At 73.4% G+C, this 24,745-nt stretch carries 19 protein-coding genes; 11 read left to right on the top strand and 8 right to left on the bottom strand.

Going from position 1 to position 24,745, the window contains the following annotated elements; all coding sequences use genetic code 11:
• Positions 1-63: 63 nt before the first annotated feature.
• From ABZ484_RS06705 to ABZ484_RS06690, 4 genes are read right to left on the bottom strand one after another with little or no spacing between them, the layout of a single operon-like run.
• Entirely contained in the window at positions 64-1,434 is a 1,371-nt protein-coding gene (locus ABZ484_RS06705; protein WP_358864787.1) for an AAA family ATPase, read from the bottom strand.
• Positions 1,431-3,044 (bottom strand): hypothetical protein, encoded by a 1,614-nt coding sequence (locus tag ABZ484_RS06700; protein WP_358864786.1) that lies wholly within the window; start codon positions 3,042-3,044, stop codon positions 1,431-1,433. The genes ABZ484_RS06705 and ABZ484_RS06700 overlap by 4 nt, the downstream gene beginning before the upstream one ends.
• Positions 3,035-4,267 (bottom strand): hypothetical protein, encoded by a 1,233-nt coding sequence (locus ABZ484_RS06695; RefSeq protein WP_358864860.1) that lies wholly within the window; start codon positions 4,265-4,267, stop codon positions 3,035-3,037. The genes ABZ484_RS06700 and ABZ484_RS06695 overlap by 10 nt, the downstream gene beginning before the upstream one ends.
• Positions 4,218-5,177: a phosphatase PAP2 family protein gene (locus ABZ484_RS06690; protein ID WP_358864785.1), complete on the bottom strand. Its 960-nt coding sequence runs from the start codon at positions 5,175-5,177 to the stop codon at positions 4,218-4,220. Before ABZ484_RS06690 ends, ABZ484_RS06695 begins: the two co-directional genes overlap by 50 nt.
• Positions 5,178-5,400: 223 nt before the next feature.
• Here ABZ484_RS06690 and ABZ484_RS06685 point away from each other — a divergent pair, with 223 nt between their 5' ends.
• Positions 5,401-5,997, top strand: a complete 597-nt coding sequence (locus tag ABZ484_RS06685; protein ID WP_358864859.1) for a histidine phosphatase family protein — start codon at positions 5,401-5,403, stop codon at positions 5,995-5,997.
• Positions 5,998-6,234: 237 nt separating this feature from the next.
• Here the strand turns inward: ABZ484_RS06685 and ABZ484_RS06680 are convergent, their stop codons facing one another.
• Positions 6,235-7,800, bottom strand: coding sequence for a hypothetical protein (locus tag ABZ484_RS06680; protein ID WP_358864784.1), 1,566 nt, complete (start codon positions 7,798-7,800; stop codon positions 6,235-6,237).
• A gap of 340 nt (positions 7,801-8,140) precedes the next feature.
• On the opposite strand from ABZ484_RS06680, the gene ABZ484_RS06675 reads away from it, so the two are divergent.
• On the top strand, positions 8,141-8,524 hold the full coding sequence (locus ABZ484_RS06675) for a hypothetical protein (protein ID WP_358864858.1): 384 nt from the start codon (positions 8,141-8,143) through the stop codon (positions 8,522-8,524).
• A 156-nt stretch (positions 8,525-8,680) separates the two neighbouring features.
• Positions 8,681-9,550, top strand: coding sequence for a fused MFS/spermidine synthase (locus ABZ484_RS06670; protein WP_358864783.1), 870 nt, complete (start codon positions 8,681-8,683; stop codon positions 9,548-9,550).
• 100 nt (positions 9,551-9,650) lie between these two features.
• Here ABZ484_RS06670 and ABZ484_RS06665 read toward each other — a convergent pair whose 3' ends face one another.
• Positions 9,651-10,184, bottom strand: a complete 534-nt coding sequence (locus tag ABZ484_RS06665; RefSeq protein ID WP_358864782.1) for a hypothetical protein — start codon at positions 10,182-10,184, stop codon at positions 9,651-9,653.
• Between the two features lie 162 nt (positions 10,185-10,346).
• On the opposite strand from ABZ484_RS06665, the gene ABZ484_RS06660 reads away from it, so the two are divergent.
• The 3 genes from ABZ484_RS06660 (at position 10,347) to ABZ484_RS06650 (ending at position 14,012) form a co-directional block, all read left to right on the top strand.
• The gene (locus ABZ484_RS06660) at positions 10,347-11,051 is read left to right on the top strand and encodes a response regulator transcription factor (protein WP_358864781.1); all 705 of its coding nucleotides are present in this window, start codon (positions 10,347-10,349) and stop codon (positions 11,049-11,051) included.
• Positions 11,048-12,451, top strand: a complete 1,404-nt coding sequence (locus tag ABZ484_RS06655) for a HAMP domain-containing sensor histidine kinase (protein ID WP_358864780.1) — start codon at positions 11,048-11,050, stop codon at positions 12,449-12,451. The genes ABZ484_RS06660 and ABZ484_RS06655 overlap by 4 nt, the downstream gene beginning before the upstream one ends.
• A 112-nt stretch (positions 12,452-12,563) precedes the next feature.
• Positions 12,564-14,012, top strand: a complete 1,449-nt coding sequence (locus tag ABZ484_RS06650) for a cellulose binding domain-containing protein (protein WP_358864779.1) — start codon at positions 12,564-12,566, stop codon at positions 14,010-14,012.
• A gap of 204 nt (positions 14,013-14,216) precedes the next feature.
• Here the strand turns inward: ABZ484_RS06650 and ABZ484_RS06645 are convergent, their stop codons facing one another.
• Positions 14,217-15,641 carry a GH1 family beta-glucosidase gene (locus ABZ484_RS06645; RefSeq protein WP_358864778.1) on the bottom strand — a complete coding sequence of 475 codons (1,425 nt, stop codon included), beginning with the start codon at positions 15,639-15,641 and terminating at the stop codon, positions 14,217-14,219.
• Positions 15,642-16,288: 647 nt separating this feature from the next.
• Positions 16,289-17,338, bottom strand: coding sequence for a LacI family DNA-binding transcriptional regulator (locus ABZ484_RS06640; RefSeq protein WP_358864777.1), 1,050 nt, complete (start codon positions 17,336-17,338; stop codon positions 16,289-16,291).
• Positions 17,339-17,833: 495 nt separating this feature from the next.
• Between ABZ484_RS06640 and ABZ484_RS06635 the strand changes: the two genes are divergently transcribed.
• The 5 genes from ABZ484_RS06635 (at position 17,834) to ABZ484_RS06615 (ending at position 24,650) form a co-directional block, all read left to right on the top strand.
• Positions 17,834-19,159: an extracellular solute-binding protein gene (locus ABZ484_RS06635; RefSeq protein ID WP_358864776.1), complete on the top strand. Its 1,326-nt coding sequence runs from the start codon at positions 17,834-17,836 to the stop codon at positions 19,157-19,159.
• Between the two features lie 478 nt (positions 19,160-19,637).
• A complete protein-coding gene (locus ABZ484_RS06630; protein ID WP_358864775.1) occupies positions 19,638-20,633 on the top strand; it encodes a sugar ABC transporter permease in 996 nt (331 codons plus the stop codon).
• Positions 20,634-20,647: 14 nt separating this feature from the next.
• Positions 20,648-21,571, top strand: a complete 924-nt coding sequence (locus ABZ484_RS06625; protein WP_358864774.1) for a carbohydrate ABC transporter permease — start codon at positions 20,648-20,650, stop codon at positions 21,569-21,571.
• 376 nt (positions 21,572-21,947) lie between these two features.
• Positions 21,948-23,396 (top strand): GH1 family beta-glucosidase, encoded by a 1,449-nt coding sequence (locus ABZ484_RS06620; protein WP_358864773.1) that lies wholly within the window; start codon positions 21,948-21,950, stop codon positions 23,394-23,396.
• Positions 23,397-23,594: 198 nt separating this feature from the next.
• Complete coding sequence (locus tag ABZ484_RS06615; RefSeq protein WP_358864772.1) at positions 23,595-24,650, top strand: LacI family DNA-binding transcriptional regulator; 1,056 nt, start codon at positions 23,595-23,597, stop codon at positions 24,648-24,650.
• Positions 24,651-24,745: the final 95 nt, after the last annotated feature.

The raw sequence follows: 24,745 nt of genomic DNA, 5'->3' as shown, positions 1-24,745 counted from the left end.
AGGTTCTCAAGGCCCGGAGACAGGGGTTCTCACGGCGCAGAGGTTCTCGAGGCGCAGAGGCTCTCAAGGCGCCCATGCCACTCGATGTTCCCGCAGCCGGGCCAGTACCGCGTGGTTCGCCTCCCAGCCGTCGGGGAACTTCACCGTGACGCCCAGCTGGACCGGTTCCGTGGAGGGGTGGTCGTCCAGGAGTTCGCCGACTCCCGCGCGGCAGATCACGATGCACGCGTGCCGGTGGCGGGAGGCCAGGACGCACAGGCGGCCGGTCTCCAGGTGGAAGGCGGTGGCGTCGGGGCGGCCGGAGAGCGGGTGCAGGACCACGGTCACGTCGAACTCCCGGCCCTGGAGCCGGTTCGCCGTGTCCACTGTGACGTTCGTGACACCGAGGTCCGCCAGCGTCGCCCGTACGGCAGCCGCCTGGTCCCGGTGCGCGGTGCCGACGGCGATCCGGTCGGCGGTCAGCGGGGCCGGGTCCGGGGACCGCTCCGAGACGGCGGCCCCGCCCCGCTCCAGCAGCCGCGCCACGACCGCCGCCACCGCCCGCACGGCCTCGGGGTCCGTGCGCGGAGTGTGCCGCGCGGGCAGCTCCAGCAGGCCCCAGCCCGACTCGGCGGCCTCGTCGATCACCCGGTCGGGGCCCGAGCCGTCCGAGGGCACCGCGAAGGTGAGCCGCCGGTCACCGGGTCCGGTGCCGCTGCGGAACGGCGTGTACGGGTAGAACGCGTCCGAGACCAGCGGCGCCGCCGACGCCGGAAGCCGCCAGGAGACCGGCAGCCGGTGCTGGGGCAGCTCGGGGTTGTGGGCCAGCAGGGTGGTCACCGCGGACGCCGACGGGTCGTACGACAGCCCCGCCCACTGCTCGCCGCCCACGATCGAGAACGGGTCCAGCTGACCGGGGTCGCCCACGAACAGCGCCCGCTCGAACAGCCCGGCCACGGCGAGCAGCGCGTCGGAGCGCATCTGGTACGCCTCGTCGACGATCGCGTGCCGCCACGGCTCGTCGACCTTCACATGCGCCCACTTCGCGGCCGTCGACAGCACGACGTCCAGACCGGCGAGATCGGCCGCCTTCGCCGACTTCCGTACGTTCGGCAGGTCGTCGAGGGCCTTGTCGTAGGGGTCGGTGTCGCTGCTGTGCAGCCGGCCCACCGGCAGGTCGGGGTTCTTCTCCGCCAGCCGCACCACCAGGTCGTCGACCTGCGCGTTGGTCTGCGCGACCACCATCAGCGGCCGCCCGGCCTCGGCCAGCTCCAGTGCCGCGCGGACCACGAGCGTCGACTTGCCCGCACCCGGCGGGGAGTCGACGACGACACCGCGGTGCTGGCCGTGCAGGGTGTCGCGCAGGATCGCCCCGGTGGCGCGGGCGGCCGCCGCCCCCGGGTCGAAGGCGGCGCCGTCCGGGAGTTCCCGGGCGGGGTGCGCGGGGGCGGTCACAGCACATCCTCCTCGGTCACCGGGTCCGGAGTCTCCGGCACGCTCTCCTCGCCCGGCGGGCCGCCGTGCGTCCACGGGGTCTGCTCGGGGTCGGGCAGCTTCGCCCCGCCGCGCTGCTCGTGCTCGAACAGCGTGAAGCACACGTGGTCGCCCTTCTCCGGCACGGAACCGGGCTCGGGCTCCTTGCCGCGCCCCATCTTGTCGAGGATCCGCAGCACGATCAGCGACCCGTCCGCTCCCGGGCCGGTGCCCTCCTCGCGGGCCACGAACTCCGCCGACTGCGGCTTCCCGCCCAGCGAGCGGTACGCCCGGGCCCGCTCGTCCAGGTGCGGCCGGTCGTCCGTGCGCACGGTGACCAGCGGGCGCGGGCTGGGCCGCCTGCCCTCGCTGTACGCCATGGCCACCTCGGTCACCTCGCCCGCGAACGCCTCCCCGGCCAGCCGCCGCCCCGCCATGACCAGCGGGTCGTCCAGCGCCTCCTGGGCGTCGAGGCGGGCCTGCTCGCGCTCGCGAGCGGCCAGCTTGTTCGCGGCGGTGACCGCGTCGTCGCGGCGCGGCTGCGGCGGCTCGCCGGCCAGCACCCGGTCGCGGTGGCCGGTGAACGACCAGCGGTCGCGCGTCCAGCGCTCGGCCACGTGCGCACCCTCGGGCAGCGTCCGCAGCAGGTCCAGTCCGTCCCAGACCTTCTCCCACGTGGGGCGCGTGCACTGTTCGACGAGAGCCCGGATGTGCTGCTCGGCCGCGGTGAGGGCGCCGAGCCGGTCGTCGGCCTCCAGGCCGTCCTCGGCGGCGGCGAGCGCCGTACGGGCGCGGTCGTAGCGGTCGATGGCGGGGGCGAGCAGCTTGTTGTCGAACGCCGGGTCGGTGGCCGGGCCCGCGGGCGGGCACTCCAGTTGGCCGGCCGCGTCCCGCGCGAGCTCCGCGCGCAGTGCCGCCTCGGCGCCCGAGACGCCCTCCGCCGGGGTGATCCACGCCAGCAGCGCCCCCAGGTGCTGGTCCTCGAGGCTGGACTGGCCGGTGGTCCAGTGCCGGGCCAGCACGTCGCTGAGCGCCAGCAGCAGCGAGGAGCCGGGCACCCGGGCCCGCTCCCCGAAGTGGGTCAGCCACCGTCCCAGCAGCGGCACCCTCGGCGGCGCCGGGTGCGGGGCCTCGGGGTCCTGTTCGGCGGTGCGCCGGAACCGCATGGAGCGTCCGAGCAGCCGTACGAAGTCGATGCCCGCGCGGCTCGGCACGATCAGCTGGGGTGCGTCCGCGCACAGTTCGACCTCGACCTTGACCCGCTTTCCGGTCTCCGGGTCGGTCTCGGTGCGCTCGGCGGCCTCCACGGTTCCGGCGTAGGAGTCGATGTAGGGAAGGATCACATCGGCCAGTTCGGCCAGGAACGCGAACCTGAGGTCCCGGTCGCGCGGCTGCGGCACGGCCAGCAGCCGGGGCGCGTCCCGGTCGGTGCCGACCAGCGCGCCCAGCGGGGCGCCGGCCTCACCGGCGGTGGTGAGCGGCACGAACACCAGCGGACGCCCGGAGAGATGCCGGTGGCGGACGGTCGCGGCGGGCTGGGCGCGCCCGGCCCGCACGGCCTCCAGCCGGCCGAGGGTGGCGATCAGCGACACACCGCCTCCCGGTGCTCCGGGTGGGCGTGGTCCCGGTGGGCCGGGTGGCCGTCGAGTGCCTCCTGGTGGCCGCTCAGCGCCTCCGCCCGCAGCCGTGCCGCCCTGCGCAGGGCGGCCACCGCCGGGTCGTCGGGGTCGCCGGCCTCGCCGTGCGCCGCCGCCAGGACGTCCTCCACCGTGGTCAGGCCGCCCAGCTCGGCGCGGACCGAGCGGCCCAGGGCGGTCACGGCGCCCTGGGCGCGGGAGCGTGCCCGGCAGTGGAACGCCAGCTCGCAGGCGGCCAGGCACTCGGGCGCGTAGGTCGCCGGGACCGCCTCGACCGCGGCCGTCAGCTCCTCGGCGGGCAGCTCGGGCGAGAAGCACACCCCCTCGGGGATCGTGTCGGCGATGTCCTGGATCCGGGTCAGGCGCGCCAGCTGGCGGGCGGTCACCGCGCGCTGTTTGCGCACGTCCACGGCGGAGGCGGTGGGCAGGTTGGAGAAGTCCTTGGGGCACACCAGCAGCACCCGGTGGCGCACGCGCGGGGCGGGCGCCCCGTCCAGGGCGTCGTCCTGGCCGGAAGCATCTCGGACGTCCCGGGCGATCCGGGCGGCGACGTCCTCCAGCGCCAGTACGTACACCGCGGCCTGGCGCGCCGCCGCGCCGACCTTCGCCGGGTCCGCGGAGCCGTCCAGCATCGGGAACGACTTGATCTCCACGACCGTCCAGCTGCCGTCCGGGTGCACGGCCACCGCGTCCGGCTCCAGGTAGGCGGGGGAGCCGGCCACCTCCAGGGCGAGCATCGGGTGGTCCAGCAGCGTCCAGCCGCCCGCCGCCGTCGCCTCGCGCAGCGCCATCGCCGTACGCTCCGCGCGGCCCTCGGGGCCGGCGGCGGTCAGGTCCGGAAGCCGGTCCCGACCCGGCGGCTCCGCGCCCGGGTCCAGCCGCTGGTGTGCCAGCCGCAGCAGTTCCGCACCGCCGTCGGCCTTGACCCGTGCCTCGAACGCGTTGCCCCGAGTGAAGGCGAACTGGGACTGGCCGAACGCCGAAGGCGTCCCGAGCGCGCCCGCCAGCGCCGCCTTGTCCACGCCCGCGCCGTCCAGGATCGCGCGCCGCCTGCAACCCGGGTTCGCGGCCAGCGCCGCCAGCGCGCGGGCGTCCAGCGCCCGGGCCGGCACACCGGGGCCGCGCAGTTCAGCGAGCCGGTGCCGGAGCCCCGTCCCCCGCGTCCTGGGAGGAGGCACCCGGCTCGGCTCCGGAACCGAACCGTGCTTCGCGCTGCCGTGGAATTCGCTCACCCGCCGAAGTCTGGCATCCACCACTGACAATCGGGGAGCCCGCACCGCTCGTGCGCCCCGCGACGGCCGGGACGCGGGCCGCCAGCACCGCCCGGGCCCGGTCCGTGCTCCGCATCAGGTACGGCGCGAGCAGCAGCCCGACGCCCATCACGGCCACGCCCGCCACCGCGTCCAGGAAGTAGTGGTTCGCGGTGCCCATGACCACCAGCGCGGTCAGCAGCGGGTAGGCGACGCCGGCCGTCTTCGCCCAGCGCGTGCCGCCGTGGCGCCACAGCATGATCCCGCACCACAGCGCCCAGCCCACGTGCAGGCTCGGCATGGCCGCGTACTGGTTCGTCATGCCGCCCATGCCGCGCGGTGCGCTGGCCTCGCCGCCCCACCAGCCGTACGAGCTGTAGTGGGCCATGGTGTCCACGAAGCCGTGGTCCGGGGAGAGCAGCCGGGGCGGGCAGGTCGGCAGCAGCGTGAAGCCGATCAGCCCGATGAAGGTGGACCCCATCAGCCAGGTGCGGGCCGCGCGGTAGTGCGCGGTGCGCGCCCGGAACAGCCACACCAGGATCGCGGGCGTCACCACGTAGTGCAGCGAGGCGTACCAGAAGTCGGCCGGCACGCCGAGCCAGGGCTCGCGCGTGAACAGGCGGTTGAGAGGGTGCTCGGCGTTGAGCCGCAGCAGCTTCTCCAGCCGCAGGATCGCCAGTCCGTGGTCGACGGCGCTGGAGACGTCACCGCGGGCCAGCAGCCGGCCCGCCGAGTAGCAGCCGTACACCAGCAGGATCAGCGGCAGTTCCGTCCACCAGCGCAGCCGGGTCCGCGGGGTCGCCTCGGTGCGCGGTGCCGGTGCCTCCGTCTGCGGCATCCGATGCCCCTCCCCGTTCTCGTCGCTCTTGTCGGTGCTGCGGCTCCCGGTGATCTCCGGTGGTGTCCGGCCGGTCGTGCCACTTTACGGTGTATGCGCCCGGCCTCATGGGGCGCCCCGGCCCTCAAAGACGCAGAGATCGACCCTCGGGTTGCTCCCGCACAGGGTGCGCGATGATGGAGGGGTTCGTATGAAGATCGCACTTTTTCCCGGAAGGCTCCCCATGGCACCGCGCATCCTGCTGGCCCGGCACGGACAGACGCAGTGGTCGCTGTCCGGCAAGCACACCGGCAGGACCGACGTCCCCCTCCTGGAGGAGGGCCGGCGCGGCGCCAAGCTCCTCGGCGAGCGGCTGCACCGGCCGCCCTTCGACGGCCTGCCCGGTGTCGAGGTCCGCACCAGCCCGCTGTCCCGCGCGCGTGAGACGTGCGAACTGGCCGGCTTCGGCGACCGCGCGCTGCGCTGGGACGCGCTCATGGAGTGGGACTACGGCGCCTACGAGGGCCTCACGCCGCGGCAGATCCAGGACGAGCGGCCGGGTTGGCTCATCTGGCGCGACGGCGTCCCCGGCGGGGAGACGCTCGCCGAGGTGACCGCCCGCGCGGACGAGGTGGTGGCCTGGGCGCGGGCCGAGGACCGTGACGTGCTGGTCTTCGCCCACGGGCACATCCTGCGGTCGATCGGGGCGCGCTGGCTCGGACTGCCGCTGGACTTCGCGGCACGCATGCGGCTCAATCCGACGTCGCTGTCGGTGCTGGGGTGGGCGTACGGGGAGCCGGCGATCGAGAGCTGGAACGATCTGGGGCACCTGGACGCGTAACGACCGGTGCCCGTGGGCACTCCGGGCGAGGGCGCTCGCCCCCATGGGGGTGTCTCGCCGATCATGCCGGGCTCGCGGTGGCTGGCACCGCACCTCGCCGCGTTGTCGTCGGTCGCCGATGCTCCGCATCGACTCCCTCCTCCGCCTTGCGAGGCTCCCTCACTGCCTGAACGGCGTGGGAGGTACCCCCATCACCAGCCGCCGCTCCCTGATCCGGCCTGATCGACGAGACACCCCCTAGGACCGTGGTGTGCTCGCGTGCCTCTCCAGGAACTCGGACACCCCGCTGGCCCGCCGGTGCGGCAGCAGTACCCGGGCCGTTCCCGCCAGCATCGTCTGGATGCGGGAGGACTGGACCTGGTCCAGGAGGTCCAGGACCCGGATTCCGGCGGCCGCCGCCTCGTCGGGACGCCCCCCGCGCGCGAGGTCGTCGGCCAGCTCGGCCGTGTACAGCGCGATGTTCCGGGTGAAGTGGGGGTCCTGGAGCCGTGCGGCCTGCCGCGCGTGCCGTGCCGCCCGCTCCCAGTCGCCGAGCGTGGACCAGCACTGCGCCTCCAGGCCCTGGAGCTCGGCCTCGCCGTAGAAGCTCATCCACTCCGGGTCGGCGTCCGAGGTGCCCCGGTCGTACAGCGCCTGCGCGCGGGTGAGGGCCTGCGCGCAGCCGGTGCGGTCGGCGAGCCCCGCCCAGCCGCCCGCCTCGCGCAGCGACAGCAGCGACATCAGCCGCGCCGAGCCCAGCCCGCGCGCGACGCGCTGGGCGGCCTGCGCGGCGCGCACCGCCTCCCGAGGCCGCCCCGCGTCCCGCGCGAGGAACGCCGTGTTGCAGAACGCGTGCGCCTCCAGGGCGGGGTCCGAGGTCATGCGCGCGGTGGCCAGTGCCTCCGCGTAGTGCGAGCGGGCGTCGTCGAAGCGGCCGGAGTCGTGCGCCAGCCAGCCCACCGAGATGGCCAGTTCACCGGCGCCCGAGTGCAGCCGGTCGGCGGTGGCCTGCCGGGTCGCGCCCGCGTCGAGCAGCGCGTAGGCGGCGCGCAGCGGAGCCGCCGCGCGCCGGTAGAGACCGTCCGCGCCGTGCCGGTCGTCGAGCAACCGGATTCTGCGGACGGCCTCTTCGAGGGCGCCCGCGTCGCTCGCGCCGGCCCGGCGGACGGGCCGGTCCGCGGCCGAGGCGTCGAAGGCGAGCCCCAGGGGGCCCAGCGAGGCGGCGGCCACCGTGGCGCCCCCGCGGGTCATGAATGCGCGACGCAGCACGTCGCTCTCCTCGTGGTCTTCGTGCGGGTGGTACGGGTCCTGCGAGTGGTACGGATCTTGCTGGTGGTACGGGTCCTGCTGGTGGTACGGGTCCTGCGTGCCGTACGAGTACGAGTCATCACTGCCGTACGGGTCCTGACTGCCGTACGGGTCGTGCTCCTCGTACGGGTGATACGGGTGGGACGCCCCCGGCGTCTCACGCGGGGCGCGTTCCTGGCTCGTGACGCGCGGGCGGGGCGCGTCGTCCGCCGGCACGCGCGCCGCGCGCCCGCGGACGGCCGAGCGGGGCGCGAACCCCAGGTCGGTGAGTGTCCGGCCGGGGAACATGTGCAGGAACACCCGCTCGTAGGCGTAGTTGGGACAGCGGATCTCGCCTGCCTCGACCCGACCGATGTAGCGCGCGTCACAGCTGACCCGCTCACCGATCTCGCGGGCGGCCCGCCGCACCGCCGCGGCGAACTCGGCCGGCGAGCGGTGTCCCCGCAGTCGCCGGAAGGCGAGATTCGGCCGCGGTGGCCGGGGGGACTGGGACGAGGTCACCGTTGACGACGCCATGGCCGGGCCCTCTCGTGCGAACCGTCGAACCATGCCGGATACAGGATGAGTTGTCCGACTTACCCGAGTGACACCCTGTTTCCGGCGAGCAAGAACGTACCTGCTGTGTCCGGTCCGCCACGCAGTGTTTGGCTACAAACCGGATATCTCATCCACGATCTGCCATGAACTGCCATCCTTTGCGGCTGACTTTGTGCGTAGCCGTTGACGCGGTGCCGCGTTGAACCCGGCGGACCGGGAGCCGCCCGGCTCCCGACCCGCTCGCTCACGAGGAGGGGTACGCGTGGTGGAGGCCGGGATGCAGACCGACGGGAGCGTCGATTCCCGCGCGCCGTCGCCGATGCCGACGCCGCCGATGCCGCCGACGGCGGCGACCGGGGCCGGGTGCGACCTGGTGACGGTGCCGGCACGGCAGGGCTTGGAGGCCGTCGACATCCTGCGCCGCGGGGCGACGGACGCCGTCGGCCCCGTACTGCACGACGACGGCGGGGACACGCTGGGCTTCGTGGTCCCGGCGGGCACGGCCGCCGGCTGGGACGTCCCGGGGAGCACCTGCACGAGGACGGACGGCCGAGGACTGCGGCTGGCTCCCGAGCCGCCGGTGGAGGGCTCGGACTGGCTGGTGCCGCCCGGAGAGGCCGATCTCGCGACGGACCCCGCCGTGCTCCGGCGCGCCCTGGGCGAGGCGGCCCGGATGATCGAGGCGGCGGACAGCTGCAGCTGACGCCCCGGCGGCGCCGATGCCGCGAGCACAGGGGGCCGGGCAGGCACGGAGAGGCCCGGACAGGCCCGGACGGCACGGAGCCGGAACGGCGTGACGGGCCCCCTGCGTGAGCGGCGCCCGCGCGTGCGGCCCGCCGTCGCTTGCGACAATGGCCCCATGGGAAGGACCAGGAATCCGCGCCGTGAACGCGGAGCCGCCGAGGCCGTCGTCGAGCAGGTCGACGGCGGGCTGGCCGAGCTCATACCCGACCGGGAGCGGGCACGGGGCTGGACCCTGCTGATCGACGGGGCCCCGCAGTCGTACGTCGACCTCGACGACCCGGCGTATCTGTCCTTCGAGTACCAGCGGCGGCTCGGGCACGTCATCGATCTCGCCGCGCCCGCGGGGAAGCCGATCCACGCCGTGCACCTCGGCGGAGGCGCGTTCACGCTCGCCCGGTACGTCGCCGCCACCCGGCCCCGCTCCACCCAGCAGGTCGTCGAACGGGACGCGGCCCTCGTCCAACTGGTGCGCCGCGCACTGCCGCTGGACGCGGGCGCCCGGATCCGGGTGCGGTCGGTGGACGCCCGCGCGGGACTCGCCAAGGTGCCGGACGGCTGGGCCGACCTGATCGTCGCGGACGTGTTCAGCGGCGCCCGTACGCCCGCCCACCTCACCTCGACGGAGTTCCTCGACGAGGTCCGCAGAGCCCTGAAGCCCGGCGGGCTCTACGCCGCCAACCTCGCCGACGGCCCGCCACTGGCCCACGTCCGCGGCCAGATCGCCACCGCCGCCACCCGGTTCGGGGAACTCGCCCTGGTCGCCGACCCGACCGTGCTGCGCGGCAAGCGCTTCGGCAACGCCGTGCTCGTCGCCGGCGACCTCCCGCTGCCGGTCGCCGAACTGACCCGCCGCGCCGCCTCCGACCCCCACCCGGGCCGCGTCGAACACGGCCGCGCCCTCACCGACTTCACCGGCGGAGCCCTCCCCGTCACCGACGCCGCGGCGGTCGCCTCACCGGTCCCGCCCCCCTCTGTCTTCCGCTGACCACCGCCACGGACGGAGACGGCCGCCACGGACGGAGACAGCCGCCACGGACGGAGACGACCGTCCGACGGGCCGGCCGGCTCCGACCGCCCGGCAGGCCCTAGTAGTTGCCGACCTCCACGTGCGGTGGCCCGTCGTGCCAGGTGCAGAAGACCGACACCCGGTTCGTGCCCGAGGTGAACTCCACCCGGATCCAGCTCTCCGTCTTCCACACCTGCATCGACCAGCCCGTTCCCGGGGTGGCGGAGACCAGGGTGGCCGAGGCGGTGCCGAGGTCGAAGACCGCCCGGCCGCCCGCGGTGTCGTAGCTCTTGACGTGGCCGGAGGCGGTGGGGGAGGGGGAGGGGCTCGCGGTGCCCGTGGCGGGCGCCGGCTTCGAGGCGCTGGGGGCGCCCGGGCTGCGCGGCGACTCGCTCGGCCGCCGCGACGGGCTCGGCGACGGGGCCGGCCGGTACGTGGAGGAGGCGAGGGGCGCCGACTCCGGCGTGGTCGCCCCGGCGGCCGTGATGGGCAGGGCGCGCGGCGGGTCGTAGGCGGTGCCCGCCATCACCGTGTGCACACCCCACCACGACAGCGTGACCGCCGCGCTCGTCGCGAGCGACCACGCCAGTACGTGTACGAGTCCTCTGTGCATCGCGGCCATAGTGCCTCACCCGCCCCACCGGTGTCGCCGGCGGACGCTCGGAGTGAGCTTGTCCACAGGAGTTCGCCCGGCTCGTCCACAGGTCGTCGGGAGCGGTGCGGAGTTGTCCACAGGCCCGCACCGGATCCGTCCGCATGGCGTACGGTGCGGCGCATGGCAAGTGTGCTCGTGGTCGAGGACGACCAGTTCGTACGCTCGGCGCTCATCCGGCACCTGACCGACGCCTCGCACACCGTGCGCAGCGTCGGCACGGCACTGGAGGCGCTGCGCGAGGTCGCCCATATCCGCTTCGACGTGGTCGTCCTGGACCTCGGACTGCCCGATCTGGACGGCTCCGAGGCGCTGAAGATGCTGCGCGGTATCACCGACGTCCCCGTCATCATCGCCACCGCCCGCGACGACGAGGCGGAGATCGTCCGGCTGCTCAACGCCGGGGCGGACGACTACCTGACCAAGCCGTTCTCCGTCGAGCACCTGTCGGCGCGGATGGCCGCCGTGCTGCGCCGGGCCCGCTCCGGCTCCGTCGAGGCCGCGCCGTCCACCGTGCTGAGCGTCGGCGGCCTGACCGTCGACCCGCTGCGCCGCCAGGCCGAGCTGGACGGCGCCCGACTGGACCTCACCCGGCGCGAGTTCGACCTGCTCGCCTTCCTGGCCCGGCGGCCCGGCGTGGTCGTCCCGCGCAAGGAGTTGCTGGCCGAGGTGTGGCAGCAGTCGTACGGCGACGACCAGACCATCGACGTGCATCTGTCCTGGCTGCGGCGGAAGCTGGGCGAGACCGCCGCCCGGCCCCGCTATCTGCACACGCTGCGGGGCGTGGGCGTCAAGCTGGAGCCGCCCGGAGCGGAGCCGGCGCGATGAGATGGGCACTGGTCAAGGTCTGTCTGGCGGTCACCACGATGGTCGTGGTCGCCTTCGCGGTCCCGCTGGGGCTGGTCATCAAGGAGATGGCCCGCGACCGCGCCTTTTCCAACGCCGAGCGCCAGGCCGCGGCCGTCGCGCCCGCGCTGTCCATCACCACCGAGCGCGACCAGCTGGAGCGGGTCGTCGCCTCGGCCGGCTCGGCCGCGCAGATGGCCGTGCACATACCGGCGGCCGACGGCAAGCCGGCCGTCGACATCGGCCGCCGTCACGCCGCCGACGCGGACATCGCCACCGTGCGGAGGATGGGCCGCGCCTCCACCACCGAGGTGCCCGGCGGATCCACCCTGCTCCAGCCGGTCGCGCTCAGCTCCGGCGCCATCGCGGTCGTCGAGGTCTACGTCCCCGAGGCCGAGGTCACCAACGGCGTCGGCACGGCCTGGGCGGTGCTCGCCGGCGTCGGTGCCGCGCTCGTCGTCGGCTCGGTGGCCGTCGCCGACCGGCTCGGCGTGCGGATGGTGCGGCCCGCGCAGCGGCTCGTCGAGGGCGCGCACGAACTGGGGGAGGGACAGCTGGGCGCCCGGGTGCCCGAGGAGGGACCGACCGAACTGCGGCTCGCGGCGGTCGCGTTCAACTCCATGGCCGACCAGGTCGTCCAACTCCTCGCGAACGAGCGGGAGCTGGCGGCCGACCTGTCCCACCGGCTGCGCACCCCCCTGACCGTGCTGCGGCTGAACGCAGCCTCCCTCGGCGAGGGGCCGGCCGCCGAGCAGACCCGGGCCGCGGTCGCCCAGCTGGAGCGCGAGGTGGACACCATCATCCGCACCGCCCGCGACGCCAAGCCGCAGACGGCGGCCGCCGGTCCGGGCGCGGGCTGCGACGCGGCCGAGGTGGTGCGGGAGCGGATGGAGTTCTGGTCCGCGCTGGCCGAGGACGAGGGACGCAAGTGGCGTGTGGCCGGGGTCGACCGGCCGGTGCGCACACCCGTGGCCCGCGCCGACCTCGCCGCCGCACTGGACGCCCTGCTCGGCAACGTGTTCCGGCACACCCCCGAGGGCACGGCCTTCGCGGTCGACGTGCACAACGGCGACGACGCCGTGATCGTGCTCGTCTCCGACGCGGGCCCCGGCATACCCGACCCGGAGGAGGCCATGCTGCGCGGAAGCGGATCCGGGAACGACGGATCCACCGGGCTCGGCCTGGACATCGTCCGGCGCCTGGCGGAGTCCACCGGCGGGGACGTGCGGATCGGCGCCTCCGTGCTGGGCGGGACCGAGGTGCGTATCTGGTTCCAGTCGGCCGGACGCGGGCCGGCGGGCAGGGCGCGCCGGGGGGCCGTACGAAGACGCCGGTCGCGCAGGCTGGTCTCCACCTTTAACCGTCCCCGATCCCTTCCTTAAGCGCACCCTAAGATCCTCGACCGCCGCCCGGATCAAGCGGTTCGTCCCTTTCGGGGCCGCTAGCGTGCTGCCGCACCCCACCCCCCAGTGAACAGCGAAGGCAGGCACGCGCATGAGCACGCACCGGCGCAGGATCAGTGGCAGGAACAAGGCGATAGGCGGTCTGGTGGCGGCCGCCGCGGTCGGTGGCGGCGCGCTCCTGTTCACCGCCACCGCGCAGGCGGCCGGGGTCGGGGCCGCGTACACCAGGACCAGCGACTGGTCGACCGGCTACACCGCGCAGTACGTCGTCACCAACAACAGCGGTCAGACCGAGAAGGACTGGACGCTGGAGTTCGACCTGCCGGCGGGCGCGAAGCTCGGCTCGCTGTGGAACGGTGAGGCCGGTGTCAGCGGACAGCACGTCACCGTGAAGCCCGCCAAGTGGGACACCGCCGGGCTCGCCCCGGGCAAGTCGGTCACCGTCGGATTCGTCGTCAACGGCACCGGCGACCCCACCGGTTGCCGTATCGACGACACCGCGTGCTCCGCCGACGACGGCGCCACCCCCGAACCCAGCGGCCGGCCCACCCAGTCCGCGACGCCCACGCCGACGCCCACTCCCACCAAGAGCTCCACACCGACGCCGACCCCCACCCCGTCCCAGAGCACCGGCACCGGCACCACCACCTCCGCCGGGTTCGCGCCCTACGTCGACACCTCCCTCTACCCGGCCTTCGACCTGCTGAAGAGCGCGGACACGACCGGAGTGAAGAACTACAACCTCGCCTTCGTCACCGACGGCGGCGGCTGCAACCCGAAGTGGGGCGGCGTCACCGACCTCGGCAGCGACGGCGTGGCGTCCCAGATCGGCGCGCTGCGCGCCAAGGGTGGCGACGTGCGCGTGTCCTTCGGCGGCGCCTCCGGCTCGGAGCTGGCCACCACCTGTTCCTCGGCGGACGCGCTGGCGGCGGCGTACGGCAAGGCCGTCGACCAGTTCAAGCTCACCAAGGTCGACTTCGACGTCGAGGGCGGCGCGCTGCCCAACACGGCCGCCAACACCCGCCGCGCCCAGGCCATCGCCAAGCTCCAGCAGCAGCACCCGGGCCTGGACGTCTCCTTCACCCTGCCCGTCATGCCCGAGGGCCTGACCCAGGACGGCGTGAACCTGCTGGCGAACGCCAAGTCCAACGGCGTGAAGATCTCCACCGTCAACATCATGGCGATGGACTACGGCGCCTCCTACAGCGGCGACATGGGCACCTACGCCGAACAGGCCGCCACCGCCACCCAGGCCCAGATCAAGAGCGTCCTCGGCCTGTCCGACAGCGCCGCCTGGAAGGCGGTCGCCGTCACCCCGATGATCGGCGTCAACGACGTCTCCTCGGAGGTCTTCAAGGTCGACGACGCCACCCAGCTGGTGAGCTTCGCCAAGTCCAAGGGGCTCGGCTGGCTGTCCATGTGGTCCGCCACCCGCGACAAGCAGTGCTCCGGCGGCACCAAGCCGACCGCCGACGCCACGTGCAGCTCCATCGCCCAGGACCCGTTCGCCTTCTCCAAGGCGTTCGGCGCCTTCAACTGATCGCGCCCGCCCGTGCCGGTCGTGCCCGGCCGCGTGCCAGACAGGCACGCGACCGGGCACGCCCCCCGTGGGGCGCGGCACTCCCCTAGTGCTTCCGCGTGCCGCGCCCCCGCAGGTGCCCCCGTCGGCGGGTTCCTCCCCTTACCCGCGGTCTTCCCTTGGCCCTTGGCGCCACCCCCGGTGTTCCTTCGGTGCCCCGCCCGGTCAGAGAGCGTCCACCGGCGGAAGCTGCCCGCTGCGGGCCGCCTTCCCGTACCAGTGGGCGCTGGACTTCGGGGTCCGCTCGAGGGTCTCGTAGTCGACGTAGACCGCGCCGAACCGCTTGGCGTAGCCGTAGGCCCACTCGAAGTTGTCCATCAGGGACCACAGGTAGTAGCCGCGTACGTCCGCGCCGTCCGCGAGGGCGCGGTGGACCGTCGCGAGGTGGGCGTGCAGGTAGGCGATGCGCTCCGGGTCGTGCACGCGGCCGTCGCCCTCCACCTTGTCGGGGTAGGCCGCGCCGTTCTCCGTGACGTACAGCGGCACCCCCGGCGCCAGACGGCTGTAGCGCATGATCAGCTCGTGCAGCCCGTCCGGGTCGATCGTCCAGCCCATCTCCGTGCGGTCGCCCGGCGTCTGGTGGAACGCCACGTCCGCCGAGCCCGGCCACGGCGAGTGCTCGCTCGCGCCGTGCCCGTCCGCGCGGGGGCCCTCGGGCGCCCTCTCGGGCGAGGAGACCAGCGCCGGCGTGTAGTAGTTGAGGCCGAGCGCGTCCAACGGCTGCCTGATGTCCGCGAGGTCCTTGTCCAGGACGAACGACCAGTCGGTGACCGACGAGGTGGCCTCCAGCAGCGTGGCCGGGTACGCCCCTTGCAGCATCGGGCCGTGGAAGACGCCGTTGGCCAGGTCGTCGATCCGCTGCGCCGCCGCGAGGTCCGCCGGGTCCTGCGACAGCGGCCGGATCACCTGGGAGTTGAGGCTGACGGCGACCGAGGCGCGGGCGGGCAGCACCGAGCGCAGCGCCTGCGTGGCCAGCCCGTGCCCCAGGTTCAGGTGGTGGGCCGCGCGCAGCGCGGCCTGCGGCTCGGTCCGGCCCGGCGCGTGCACCCCGGAGCCGTAGCCCAGGAAGGCGCTGCACCACGGCTCGTTGAGCGTGATCCACTGCTCGACGCGGTCGCCGAGCGCCTCGCCGACGAGCTGCGCGTACTCCGCGAAGCGCAGCGCGGTCTCCCGCTCGGGCCAGCCGCCCGCGTCCTCCAGCTCCTGCGGCAGGTCCCAGTGGTAGAGAGTGAGCGCCGGCTTGATCCCGTGGGACAGCAGCTCGTCGACCAGCCGGCGGTAGAAGTCCAGGCCCACCTGCACGGCGGGGCCCCGGCCGGTGGGCTGCACCCGCGGCCAGGAGACCGAGAAACGGTAGGCGTTCAGCCCCAGCTCCGCCATCAGGGCCACGTCGTCGCGGTAGCGGTGGTAGTGGTCGACGGCGACGTCTCCGGTGTCGCCGCCGGCCGTCCTGCCGGGCGTATGGCTGAAGGTGTCCCAGATCGAGGGGGTACGGCCGTCCTCCCGCACCGCGCCCTCGATCTGGTACGCGGATGTCGCCGCGCCCCAGAGGAAGGCGGGAGGGAAGGACACGGTCATCGGTTCGGGCATGGAATCGCTCCCACGAGTCGAGTGGGCCCCATTATGCATGGGAGCGCTCCCACGCCAACAGGGGGGTGTCACGAGGACGTCCGGACCGGAAGCCTCCGCTCAGCCGGCTCGGCGGTGCGCCCGGTCCGGCGGACCTGCGAACGGTCGCACCGGGCGGGTCCGCCAAGCCGCCGCCGAGCCGGCCCGGCCGGCCGGGCGCACCGGCGGCGCGCACGGTCAGGCACGCCTGCGGGCCGCAATGGCGGGTGGACGGGCGGGTGGATCCGCCGAGTCTTCGGCAGGCAGCCGCTGAGTCGGCCCGGCGGACCGCACGGCTCGGGGGCCCGGACGATCCGGCAGACCTCCGGGCCCGGATGGACGGGGCGGCCCTGCTGGACCGGCGGAGGCCCGCGCCAAGCTGTCGCCGGGCCCCCGGTCGCCCCCCGAGCTCCCGCCCAGCCCCGTCGGGCTGCCCCCCGAGCTCCCGGGCTGCCCCCCGAGCTCCCGCCCAGCCCCTGCCAAGCCCCGCCCAGCCCCGCCTCGCCGGGCTGCCCCCGAGCCCCCACCAAGCCCCGCCGGACCGCCCCTCAGCCCCGCCGGGCTGCCCGAGTTCCCCCGAAGCCCCGCCGGACCGCCCCTCAGTCATCGCCCGACTCCCTCCGACCCCCCTACGCCGACTCCCGTACCACCAGTTCCGTCGGGAGGATCACTTCGCGGTGGCCGGTGCCGCGGTGGGTGATCTCGTCGAGCAGGAGGCCGGCCATGGTGCGACCCATCTCCTGGAGCGGCTGGCGGACGCTGGTCAGCGGGGGGTCGACGTGGCGGGCCACGATCGAGTCGTCGAAGCCGACGACGGCGACGTCGTGGGGCACCCGCAGGCCCGCGGCGCGCAGTTCCAGCACCGCGCCCGAGGCCATCACGTCGGAGGCGGCGAAGACGGCGTCGAGACCGGGGCGCCGGCGCAGGAGTTCGCGCATGGCCGCGCGCCCGCCCTCCTCCGTGAAGTCACCGGGCGCGATCAGGTCCTCGTCGGCGGTGAGGCGCGCGTCCCGGAGCGCCTCGCGGTAGCCGTCGAGCCGGGCCCGGGCCACGTCCATGTCCAGCGGTCCCGTGATCGTGCCGATGGCCCGGCGGCCGCCCGCCAGAAGGTGCTCGACCGCGACCCGGGCGCCGCCCGCGTTGTCCGCGCGGACGTGCCCGAGCGGTTCGGCGGCGCTGCGCCGTCCGGCCAGCACGGTCGGCACGGCGAGTTCCTCCAGCCGGTCGGGCAGCGTGTCGTCGCTGTGGACCGCCATCATCAGCACCCCGTCCACCCGCTGTGCGGACAGGTAGGTTGCGAGCCGGGCGTACTCGGTCGCGTCCCGCGCCAGCACCAGCAGCAACTGCATCCCGGCACCGGCGAGTCCGGCGGAGACCCCCCGGATGATCTCCGAGAAGTACGGCTCGGAGAAGAGCCGGGTCTCGGCGTCGGGGACGACCAGGGCCACCGAGTCGGTGCGGCGGGTGACCAGGGAGCGGGCCGCGCGGTTGGGGACGTAGCCGAGTTCGGCGATCGCCTGCTCCACGGCCGCCCGGGAACGGGCGCTGACCTTGGGCGAGCCGTTGATCACCCGGGAGACCGTGCCGCGGCCGACCCCGGCGCGGGCGGCGACGGCGTTCAGGGTGGGGCGCCGGACGTCCGCGGTCCTGTGCGGCTGCGGCAGTTCGGCAGCGGTCATCGTTCACCTTCCGGTGTTTCCTGGGGGGCCGCTTCATTCTGGCCCAGAAAAATCCGGCCACCGCCCCGGCACCCTGCGCTCAGCCGCCGCTTCCGCGGCCAACCCGCCGGTGACCTGCGTGAATCGTGCGTGAGGCGGGCCGATGACCGGGTGGTTACGCCCCGTCATGCGACACATTCACGTGACGCGCGGAACACGCTTGCGCAACAACGCCGTTTTCAACTCTTGACACCTGGCCCGGCAGCAAGGAGTCTTCCGGACATGCCGCGTGGGAGCGGTCCCACGGGTGACCGGGGCTCTCTCCCGTGTGGACGAAAACCACCAACGGCCCTTCCCTCTGTACCCATTGCCACACCGTTGACCAGCACCTTTTCACCGCACGCCGAGTGCTGTGGGCTGGCCGCTGCTCGATCCGAGAGGGCAGGTCCGGACCGTCGTACCTCGGCGGTCGGATTCCTGAGGTCCCCGTTCCCCACTGGAACAAGGAGTAGTGGAATGCGCATCACCCGTACCGGCGGTGGCCGCGGTCGCAGAGCAGCGGCCGTGACCACGACGGTCCTGACGGCCTCGGCCCTTCTGCTGACCGGTTGCAGCAGCGACGACGGCGACGATTCGAACGCCTCGGATTCCAACGGGAACATCACGCTCAAACTGGCCGACTTCGGTCAGTTCGGCTACAAGGAAGCCGGCCTGTTCGACCAGTACCACAAGCTGCACCCGAACATCACGGTCAAGGAGGACACCACCTCCGACGAGCAGGTCTACTACCCGAAGCTGCTTCAGCAGCTGAACGCGAACAGCGGCCTGGCCGACGTCACGGGCATCGAAGTCGGCCGCATCAAGGAGGTCGTCGACACCCAGGCGGGCAAGTTCGCCGACCTGAGCAAGTCCATCAACGTGGGCGACTGGGTCTCCTGGAAGGAGAAGCAGGCCACCGCGAAGGACGGCACGGTGATCGGCGCCGGCACCGACATAGGCCCGATGTCCCTGTGCTACCGCAAGGACCTCTTCAAGCAGGCGGGTCTGCCCTCCGACCGTGACGCCGTGGCGAAGGCGGTCGCGGGCGGCTGGGAGGACTACCTCCAGCTCGGTGAGCAGTACAAGCAGAAGGCGCCCTCCGGCACCTTCTTCATGGACTCCGCGAGCGCCATGTACAACGCGGTCGTCAGCTCCTCCGACCAGCAGTACTACGACGCCGACGGCAAGGCGGTCTACAAGGACAGCGAGTCCGTCAAGCAGGGCTGGAACCTGGCCGCCGAGGCCGCGTCGAAGAAGCTGAGCGGGGGCCTGGCCCAGTTCCAGGACCCGTGGAAGGCGGCGCTGCGCAAGGGCAAGATCGCCTCCATGGTGTGCCCGGCCTGGATGGCCGCCCAGATCTCGACGGAGTCCGGTGACGCCTACAAGGGCAAGTGGGACATCACCCGCGCCCCCGGCACCGCCGCGGCCAACTGGGGCGGCTCCTTCCTCGCCGTGCCCAAGAGCGGCAAGCACGTCAAGGAAGCCATCGAGCTGGTCAAGTGGCTGACCGCTCCGGAGCAGCAGGCCGCCGTGTTCAAGGCGGTCGGTGTCTTCCCGTCCAACAAGGGCGCCTACGAGCTGGCCAGCGTGAAGACCGCCAAGCTCCCGTACTTCAGCGACGCCCCGATCGGCCAGATCTACGCCGACGAGGCGAAGTCCATCCCCGAGGCCGTGCTCGGCCCGAAGGACGGCGTGATCAAGGACACCATCTCCACCCAGATCAACAACATGGAGCAGCGGGGCACCAAGCCCGACAAGGCCTGGAAGGACGCGACCGAGACGATCGACAAGGCGATCGGCTGACGACCTCCCGGGGTGCGGGCGGACCCTCCGGCCGCCCGCACCGCGCCCGCGCGCGGAGCCGTACGACGGCTCCCGCCGCGGGCGCGAGGCCGTCGAGCGGGGCCGGCACGGGCACGGGACCACGAACGACGGGATCCTGTTCCGGCACGACCACGCTCAGCAGGACCACAGCCTGTCCGGCGGTTCCCGCCGGGCCCGCCGCGCCCGGCGGGAACCACCGGACAGGCAGGCATCAGGCCCCAAGGCCGGTGCCCGGCCGGCCGGACCCCGTGTCCGGCGGCCGGGCCCGGCCCCGCACGCACGTCAGGCCGCGGCGCGGACCACTCGGCACAGCGGACGATCCGCCCCGCGTACAGCGGACGATCCGCACTCGGCACCGCGGCCGATCCGCGCAGGGAGCGGCGGGACGGGCGCCCCGGCCCCTGCACGTGCCTCCCGCCCCGTAACCGGCCCAAACCTCCAGGGAAGGACTCCCTCCGTGGCAACCACAACCCCCACACGGGGTGCGTACACCCCGCCCCCCGGCGGCTCCGGCGCCGCGCCGGACAAACGCGCCACGTGGCGTAGCCGACTGTGGCGCTTCGACGACATGGCGTCGCCGTACGCCTATATCGCCCCCTTCTTCCTCGTGTTCGGCGCCTTCGGGCTCTACCCCCTCCTCTACACCGGCTGGATCGCACTGCACCGGGTGGAGATGACGAGCCTGAACCAGTCCGAGTGGGTCGGCTTCGACAACTTCGCCAAGATCCTCCAGGACTCCGAGTTCTGGACGGCGGTCTCCAACACGTTCGTCATCGGCGTCATCTCCACCGTCCCGCAGCTGCTCGTGGCCCTCGGCCTGGCCCACCTGCTCAACTACCGGCTGCGCGCCAGCACGTTCTGGCGGACGGTCATCCTCACCCCGTACGCCACCTCGGTGGCCACCGCGGCCCTGGTCTTCGCCCTGGTCTTCCGGGCCGACGGCGGCATCCTCAACTGGGTGCTGCACTTCTTCGGCGCCCCCAGCGACACCGACTGGGGCAACGGGCACTGGACGTCGAAGATCGCCATCTCGGTCATCGTGATCTGGCGGTGGACCGGCTACAACGCCCTGATCTATCTCGCCGCCATGCAGGCGGTGCCCAGCGACCTGTACGAGGCGGCCTCGATCGACGGCGCCTCGCGCTGGCAGCAGTTCCGCAAGGTGACCATTCCCTCGCTCCGCCCGACGATCCTGTTCACCATCGTCATCTCGACGATCGGTTCCATGCAGCTGTTCGGTGAGCCCCTGCTGTTGCAGGGCGGCACCCTCGGCTCCGTCGGCGGCAGCGACCACCAGTACGAGACGCTCAGCATCTACCTCTTCAACTACGGCTGGAAGCTCGGGCATCTGGGCCCGGCCGCGGCCGTGGCCTGGGCGATGCTCGTCCTGCTGCTGCTGATCGCCCTGATCAACTGGATCGTCGGCCGGTTCGTGCGCAAGAGCGCGGCCTGACGGGAGCGATATCCATGACCACGACCAGTCCCACCAAGACCGCCGCGCCGGCCCTTCCTCCGGCGAGGCACGCCGCCCACGCGAACAAGGGCCGCGGCCGTTTCAAGATGGGCGCCGGCCAGCAGCTCAAGGCCGGCCCGTTCACCTACATCGCGCTCGTCGTCGTCGGCCTGGGCTCGATCTTCCCGCTGTACTGGACGCTGGTGGCCGCCTCCCACGACCAGCAGCGGGTCCTGGACAGCCCGCCGCCGCTGATTCCGGGCGGCAGGCTGTGGAGCAACCTCCAGGCGGCCTGGGACCAGGCCAACCTGGGCAAGGCCATCGTCAACAGCGTCATCGTGGCCGGCTCCATCACCGTCGCCACCCTGTTCTTCTGCACCCTGGCCGGCTACGCCTTCGCCAAGATGCGCTTCCGCGGCCGTGGCGCGCTGATGACCGCGGTCATCGCCACCCTGACCATTCCGCCGCAGCTCAGCGTCGTCCCGCTGTTCATGCTGATGTCGGACATCGGATGGAACGGACACCTGGAGTCGGTGATCTTCCCGACCCTGGTCGGCGCCTTCGGTGTCTTCTTCATGCGCCAGTACCTGCTGGAGGCCCTGCCGTACGAGCTGATCGAGGCGGCCAAGGTGGACGGGGCGAGCAACATCCGCATCGTCTGGAACGTGGTCCTGCCCGCGGCCCGGCCCGCGATGATGGTGCTCGGCATGCTGACCTTCGTGCAGGCCTGGAACGACTTCTTCTGGCCGTTCCTCGCGCTGAACCAGGAGAACCCCACCATCCAGGTCGCCCTCGGCCTGCTCAGCGCCTCCTACACGCCCGACCAGAGCATCGTCATGGCCGGTGCGCTGATCAGCACGCTGCCGCTGCTGGTGGTCTTCATCGTCTTCGGCAAGCAGATCGTCGGAGGGATCATGGCGGGCGCCGTCAAGGGCTGATGCCGCCGGGGCCGGCCGAGGCCGGGCGCGTGTACGGCCTGTCGTGTGCCGTCCGCCGCGTACCGCCCGCCACGCGTACGCCCCCGTACGGCCCGGTCCGGTACGACCCGCACCTCCGGCCCGCCCCGCACGCGGGCCGTACCGGACCGGGCGTCCACACGCCCCTGCCCCACCCGCCCTTCTCGACCCGCGATCGCCACCTTGCCCCCCACCTGCCGCCGTGCCCCCCACTCCACCGCCCCCCACTCCACCGCCCCCCACTCGTCCCACCGCACACGCCCACCCCCGGCACCCACCCGCACGCGCCGACCGGCCGTCCCGCACCGCCGGACCACCGTCCGTCCCCTTCTCACGCCACTTTGGGAGCGTTCTCACCATGACCGCCGTACGACCCGAGACCAGTGCCCAGCAGGCATCGGACACCTCCTTCCCGCCGGGCTTCGTCTGGGGTGCCGCCACCGCCGCCTACCAGGTGGAGGGTGCCGCCGCCGAGGACGGCCGCACCCCCTCCATCTGGGACACCTTCAGCCACACCCCGGGCAAGGTGCGCAACGGTGACACCGGTGACATCGCCGCCGACCACTACCACCGCTACCGCGACGACGTCGCGCTGATGAAGGACCTCGGCCTCAAGGCGTACCGCTTCTCCATCTCCTGGTCCCGGGTCCAGCCCACCGGCCGCGGGCCCGCCGTCGAGCGCGGCCTGGACTTCTACCGCAGGCTCACCGACGAGCTGCTGGAGGCGGGCATCACGCCGGTCGCCACCCTCTACCACTGGGACCTGCCCCAGGAGCTGGAGGACGCCGGCGGCTGGCCGCACCGCGACACCGCGCACCGTTTCGCCGAGTACGCCGACATCATGGCCCGCGCCCTCGGTGACCGGGTCGGTGTGTGGACCACCCTCAACGAACCGTGGTGCAGCGCCTTCCTCGGCTACGGCTCCGGCGTGCACGCGCCCGGCCGCACCGACCCGGCCGCCACCCTGCGCGCCGCGCACCACCTCAACCTCGCCCACGGCCAGGCGGTCGGCGCGCTGCGCTCCGTGCTGCCGGCGACCGCGCAGACCTCCCTCACCCTCAACCTGCACCAGGTGCGCCCGCTGACCGACAGCGCGGCCGACGCCGAGGCCGCGCGCCGTATCGACGCGGTCGGCAACCGGATCTTCACCGGCCCCGTCCTGGACGGCGTCTACCCCGAGGACCTGATCTCCGACACCGCGCACCTCGTCGACTGGGACCAGCTCGTGCACGACGGCGACCTGGCGGAGATCTCCCGGCCCATCGACGTGCTCGGCGTCAACTACTACTCGCCGACCGTGGTCTCCCTCGCCACCGAGGGAACCGGCACCACCAAGAACGACGGCCACGGCGCCAGCGACCACTCCCCGTGGACCGGCTGCGACGACATCGCCTTCCACCTCGCCAACGACGATGTGACCGCGATGAACTGGGCCATCGACGCCGACGGGCTGCACACCCTGCTGACCGGCCTCGCGGCCTCGCACCCGCAGCTGCCGCTGATGGTCACCGAGAACGGCGCCGCCTTCGACGACTACGTCTCCCCCGAGGGCCGGGTCAACGACCCGCAGCGGATCGCCTATCTGCACGCCCACCTCGAGGCCGTGCGCCGCGCCGTCGCCGACGGGGCGGACGTGCGCGGGTACTTCCTGTGGTCGCTGCTGGACAACTTCGAGTGGTCCTACGGCTACTCGAAGCGCTTCGGCGCCGTCTACGTCGACTACGCCACCCAGCGCCGTATCCCCAAGGCGAGCGCCCACTGGTACGCCGGGGTGATCCGCAACCACGCCCTGCCGACCGCGTGGTGAGCGGAACTCAGGGCTGACCCGGCCGTCGGGTTCGAGGGGCGCGGCAGCCACCGCGGCCGCGCCCCCGTCGCGGTCCCGCGCGGTCCGAGGCGCGTGGGGGCCCGCGGTGGCGCGGGGGAGGGACGATGGGGGCGGGAGCGGAACAGGTCCCTACTGTTACATTCCTGGCCTGACGGCTGCGAACGGAAGGCGGCGACTATGGCGGTCAACGGAGGGCGGAGCCGGGGCGTCCGGCGGCCGACCCTGGAGGAGGTCGCTGCCCGGGCCGGTGTGGGCCGCGGCACCGTGTCCCGGGTGATCAACGGCTCGCCACGGGTCAGCGACGCGACCCGGGCCGCGGTTCAGGCGGCGGTCGCGGAACTCGGCTACGTCCCCAACACCGCCGCGCGGGCCCTGGCCGCCAACCGCACGGACGCGATCGCGCTGGTCGTGCCGGAGCCGGAGACCCGGTTCTTCGCGGAGCCGTACTTCTCCGACATGCTGCGCGGCGTCGGCGCCGAACTGACCGACACCGAGATGCAGCTGGTGCTGATCTTCGCGGGCGGTGACCGCGAGCGGCGCCGGCTGGCCCAGTACCTGGCCGCGCACCGCGTGGACGGGGTGCTGCTGGTGTCGGTGCACGCGGACGACCCGCTGCCCGACCTGGTGGCCCAGCTGGAGATCCCGGCGGTGATCAGCGGCCCGCGTTCGGCGGCGGAGACGCTGACCTCGGTGGACTCCGACAACTACGGCGGCGCGCGCTCGGCCGTGGAGCACCTGCTGGAGCGCGGTCGGCGCCGTGTCGCCCACATCACCGGCCGCATGGACGTCTACGGCGCCCAGCGGCGCGTCGACGGATACCGGGACGCCCTGCGGGAGGCGGGCCTCACGGTGGACGAACTCCTCATCGAGCCGGGCGACTTCACCGAGGAGGGCGGCCGTCGCGCGATGACCCGCCTGCTGGAGCGCGCACCGGACGTGGACGCGGTCTTCGCCGGCTCGGACGTGACGGCGGCCGGCGCCCGCCAGGTACTGCGCGAGCGGGGCCGCCGCATACCGGACGACGTGGCCCTGGTCGGCTACGACGACTCGGCCATCGCCCGCCACATGGACCCGCCGCTGACCAGCGTCCGGCAGCCCATCGAGGAGATGGGCCGGGCGATGATCGACCTGCTCCTGACGGAGATCGCCGACCGCCGCCCTCCGGCCCCCGGCGGCCCGGAGCGCCGTCACGCGGTGCTCCCCACGGAACTGGTGATCCGCACCTCGTCGTGAGGCCCCGGCGCCGGCGCCCCGCCGGGCCGGTGCGTCGGCCTGCCGGAAAACGAATCAGCCGGTGACCTCGACGTGCGTCGAAGAGGTCACCGGCT

It is taken from the genome of Streptomyces sp. NPDC006393 (genome assembly GCF_040628575.1).
Lineage (GTDB): Bacteria > Actinomycetota > Actinomycetes > Streptomycetales > Streptomycetaceae > Streptomyces.
The sequence above is the reverse complement of the archived record's forward strand: the minus strand, read 5'-3'. Positions and strand labels throughout refer to the sequence as shown.